This window comes from Methanobrevibacter sp. (assembly GCF_045116495.1).
Classification (GTDB): Archaea; Methanobacteriota; Methanobacteria; order Methanobacteriales; family Methanobacteriaceae; genus Methanocatella.
In genome coordinates this window covers 1-5,757 of record NZ_JBGULU010000056.1, presented here as the reverse complement: position 1 = coordinate 5,757, position 5,757 = coordinate 1, and the positions used below count along the sequence as shown (strand labels likewise).

At 33.7% G+C, this 5,757-nt stretch carries 1 protein-coding gene; it reads left to right on the top strand.

Annotated features, from left to right (window positions below):
* Window positions 1–322 precede the first annotated feature (322 nt).
* The coding region (locus tag ACJMLH_RS02875; RefSeq protein WP_405274545.1) for an Ig-like domain repeat protein at window positions 323–5,757 on the top strand (5,435 nt) is incomplete at its 3' end.

Sequence of the window (5,757 nt, the reverse complement as noted above, 5' to 3'; positions counted from 1 at the left end):
CGGTACTTACAAAGAAGCAAACAAAAAAGTAAAATTAACATTCAAATAGTGGGAATTTAATTTCTCACTAACTTTTTTTCTTTTTTTCGAATTGTATTATAATACAGTGCTCTTTTTTTTAATAATCAAAGATATTTTTTAATTTTTAAAATTATTCTTATTAAGTTTTAAATAACTTTTTTTCAAATATATTTGAAATATTTATATAGTTTTAATTATAGATTATTTAATAAGAAATTATCTTGTTGAGGTCATATAATTGGAAAAATATAAACTGGTAGTTATAGCACTATTAATTTTGTTATTCTCTATGGGTAGTGTTATGGCAGAAAATACGAATGATGTTGATTTAAATCAAACAACTGATAGTATGTCTGTTGATTTAACTCAAGATTATTCAAATCAAAATTTATTGAAATCTCCATCTGAAGATACTGCTGTTGGTGAAACTTCAGATGAGATTGTGGTTGAAAACTGGGAGGATTTACAATATTACTCTTCCCTAAATGATAAGAATTATGTATTGAAATTAAAGGAAAACACTAATTATTATCCGATGGATCCTAGTGACAGTTCCAATCAGATATTATTCAATAACAATGTGACTATTATTGGAGCTTCAGGAGCATATATCGGCGATACATCACCTAATCCTGGAAATATCACATATACTGCTATGCTGGTTCCGGATAATAACGGTGTTGGAATAACCGTAAGGAATGTGCTGTTCAAATGGATAGGAACACGTTACTCGCCGGATGGTGTGTTCCTTCAGATGGGCGGTAATTCAATTAATTATTTTGAAAACTGTTATTTTACAAACATATCCACCAATTTGGGACATTCATCCATATTGCATATTAAGACTGGAGATGCAATCGTAACCAACTGTACTTTTATTAACTGTACTACTGATTTTGGTTGTTTAAGTGTATACAATCCTAAGGATGACCCTACAGGTACATGTGTACTTGCCCGTATGAATGTTACCGATTCATACTTTGAAGGTAATTATGCAAGAACTGAACCTGGTTGTATTAATAACTGTGGTATACTTGTTGTCAATAACAGTACTTTTTATAAGAATAGTGCTTTCTGGTGGGCTGGTGCAATACACACCCACGGTGGTGCTAATACAACAATATATGATTCCGATTTTATAGACAATCTTGCAGGTTGGAATGGTGGTGCACTATATACCTATAGTTACCTGCAGATATATAATACTAACTTCATTGGTAATAACTGTACTACTAATAACGGTGGTGGTGCAATAGGTGCTTGTAAATATTTACATGCTCCATACATTACTATAAGAGATTCTCTTTTTAAGGATAATCAGAATTTATGTTGGGGTTTAGATGAACTGTCTACTACTGGTACTGGTAGAGGTGGTGCAATATCCATTATGGATCAAGGATTGCTTGATGTAAGAAATACTACATTCATTAAAAATAGTGCTTCTATTGGTACTGCCATTTGTGCCATTAATGGGGGTTTACAGATGGGTACCCCAGATGTAATTATAGTTGGTAACAGATTCATTAACCATACTCGTGTAGGCGATGTATTGGATGTTAGAGTTGCTACCAGTTCATATGTGGAAATCCGTGACAATTATTATTTAAATAACTCTTTTGAATTCAAGAAATTAAGGCTCCTAGCTAATGAAAAGGTAGGGGACAATGTAGTTATAGATATTGATGCAGAGTTGAAAAACCCGAATTCCTTTGAAACTGATATTTTAGATACAACTCCTTATGATATTTATGTTGATGGTGCATATAACATGACAGTTATAGGCAGAACATTTTCATTAAAACTAAAAGATGGTGAAACTTGTCATGTTTATGCTGCTCCATGTATATCGAATAGTGTAAGTAATGAGATTTTGGTAGGTGTTCCTAAAGAATATGTTTATGTCTCACAAAATTCAGGTAATGATGCAAACAATGGATCGACCAGAGCCTCACCTGTAAAGACTATGACCAAAGCAGTTGAACTTGCACGCACAAAAGGAAATATTGTAATAATGGATGGTACCTTCAATGAGGCCAACCTCACTGTTGATTATAACTTGACCATTGCAGGTGAAAATAATGTCAAGTTCTCAGGCAACATTGCATTGGAAATAAAAAATATATTCACTGTAACAAATAAGTCTGATTTAAGCTTAAGCGGAATAACCTTTGACAATATTGTAATGATGGCTAGTAATACATATAAAAATAAAAGAATAATAGAGCAGACCAGCGGTTATTTAACAATTGATAACTGTACATTTAATCAAATTTCACCATCTGGAAATACTGCTATGGTTTTAATTGAAGCACCAAATGTTGCAGTATATAACTCTAAATTCACAAACAACAATAAGGCAAGTGTTTACGTTACTTTGATAAAATCCGATGAATTTTTAATCGATAACTGTACTTTTACAAACAATATTGCTTCTTATTCCAGTGCGGATTCATTAATTAGAACGGTCAATACCAAATCAGGTATAAAGGGAACTGTAACTGATTCAATCTTTGAAAATAACAAAGTAAAATGGGGTTGTGTTTATTTTGGAGCAAGTACTAAGCCTATAACAATAACAAATACAAAATTTATTTCTAATTCTGTTGGAGGTACTAGTGATCATGCATCCTGTATAAAGATTGAAGAGTCAGCTACATTAAATGTTGACCAATGTTTATTTGTGAATAATATTAATTTAGGCACAAGGGCTGCTGTGATTTATTCTGCTGGAGGTTCAACATCTGTTTTTGTTTCAAACTCAATAATCTTAAACAATTCCTTTGCAAACAATAATCATGTTGTATTTTCAGCATCAACAGCAAACAATCTAAAGGCCTATAAAAATCTAAATGGAAACTGGTGGGGAAATACTTTAGAAAACATTGATGCTGCTCCTGCAGTTTATCAAAGTGCATGCGATAACTGGATAGTTTTAAACATGACTGCCAATGCCACTAAATTGGCATATGATCAAAACGCATTGGTTTCAATTGATTTGTATAATGCCATTGATAGAGAGGGCAACTCATCATTTGTAGATGCATCCAAATTGCCTGACTTTGATTTGGATGTTGTTGCAAACAATGGTGTGGCCAATACACAAAAAATAAATGTCATAAAAGGAATGGCAAGTCTGGAATACACATTGAAAAGCTATGATTCCGGTTCACTCACAGTTAAATATGATGATGATGTGCAATCAACAATTGACTTTGTTTGGAGTCTGGTTAATCCGGATATTGAAATAGCTGTTGAAAACAATACCTACGGCAACCCTGTTGTAATTAATATAACTGTACCTGGTGATGTGGATGCAAGCAAATTTTCACTTAAGATACATGGTGATGATTATGATTTCAACAAATCCCTTACAATTCCTAAATTGAATGCAGGGGAGTATTTGATTAATTTGACTTACAGTGGAGATGCCAAATACAATCTGTATTCTATAACTAAATTATTCAAGATTGAAAAGGCAACCCCTCAGCTGACAATTGATGCTGATGATGTATATTATCCGAATTCAGCCAGTATCGCTGTAAATGCCGGTGATGCAACTGGTCAAATTTCAATTAAAGTGGGCGATAAAACAGATTCAAAAGCCATTTCATCCGGCAGGGCAGAATTCATCATAGCCAATCTCCAGGCAAATGATTATACTGTTGAAGCAACCTATTCTGGAGATGCAAACTATCGTTCAGGTAATGCATCAGCCAATTTCAAGGTTAAAAAACACAACTCAACAATTACAATATCAAACAGCAATATTGTAGTTAATCAGGATGTAACTTTAACATTCAATGTTAATTCAGATGCTTCAGGAACTGTTACTGTGGATATAAATGGCAATAAGGAAAATGTTACAATTTCTGGAGGAAAAGCGACATATATAATAAGAAGCATTTCAAGAGGCCTTTATGATATTGTGGCAACATATAACGGTGATGCAAAATATTTAAGCAGTCAAAACACAACACAACTTGATGTTGCAAGATTAACTCCTGATTTGAATGTTGCCGTTTCAAGCGTTACATATGGTCAGGATGCGGAATTTACAGTAACTTTAAACGATGATGCATCAGGTAGTGTGACCGTCATTGTCGATGGTAAAAATACAACTTCAAATGTAAATAACGGTAATGCAAGTTTAAACCTTTCAGATTTAACTGCAGGCAACAATAAACAAGCATTGATTAAATATTCTGGAGATAATAACTATAAACCAAAAGAAACTACAATAACATTCAATATTGCAAAGGCAATGTCTGACATAACAATTAATGCTGTAGATATTAAGGAAGGACAGGTTTTAAATGTTCAAATCATAATTACAAGAGGTACAACAGGCACAATAGAATTGAATACTCCTAGTGGAACTGAAAATCCACAGATTCCAAGAACCGGACTGTTTACACGGGCTTTCGAAGATTTGGCTATTGGTCAATATACGATTTCTGCCAATTATGGTGGGGACACTAACTTCTTGAGTGCTTCAGCAAGCAAGTCATTTACAGTATCTGCTTGGGGAACTCCTCAATGGCCAAATCAGGGGTATGATGTTAAAAACACAGAGAAATCTCCTTACTCAAGTGAAGCTAACGGTAATGTCAAATGGGTTAAGGACATTGACGGAACCATAATAGGCAATATGGCAATAGACAGTGAGGGCAGAATATATGTAGTCGCTACCGATGGAATTTATTCCATAAATCCTAATGATGGTAGTACCAATTGGATTTTCAACTCACAGGATGCCGGAAATAATTTCTCAGGAATTGCCATTGGTCGTGATGTCATTTTAGCTCCAAAATCTGGAGATAAGCTTTACTTCATCAATCAGACAACTGGAGAGCAATATTCCAATAATATCCATCAAGGATCAAGTTCTTTCGCTCCAATAGTTGATGAAAATGCTAATGTTTACATCTCCGGTGAATATTATGGTTATCAAGATACTAATGTTGTAGTTGTTCCGTATAAAATTTGGCAAACAAGCTCTGCGCCGGTTTCAATTGGTATTGGTAATTACAGTATAACATCATCTCCGGTATTGGTTGATGATAATACAATCATATTGACAACTCAAAATAGTTTAATGGGTATTGATGTATCTTCTAAATCAGTAATATTTAATCCTAATGTTGTTTCCGATTCCAATCCTGTTGTAGGGCTTGGAAATATATCATATATTATTTCCAAAGGTCATGTAAGAAGTTATGATGTACATGGAACTAATATAACTAATATTGCAATAACTGGAACCGCTGGAAATTACCTGTCTCTTGGCCCAAACGGAGAAATATTTTCCATTAACCGAGAAGGAAAATTGTTCGAATATTCAACAGGTGAAGAAGCATTGATTTATGATTTCAAAGAGCCTATTTCATCCAGATTATTGGTCGGACAGGATGAAAAATTATATGTGGGATCAGATAGTGGAATGTTTTATGCAATAGATGTTGAAGGAAATCTCCTGTGGAAAGAAAACCTCAATCAGTCTGTTTCAGCTTCACCAGTAATGGATTCAAATGGTGTTATTTACACTATTAGTGGAAATAGAATTGTAGCAATTGACAAATCTCAACCAAAAGATCCAGAATTAACTGCAGATATTAAAAATGTAACATATGGTGAAGATGTAATCGTTAATGTTGATTTGGATAAGAAGGCTACAGGCATAATATCTGTTAAAATCGGAAATGCATATTCCAATGAATCAGTAGTTAGTGATGGAAA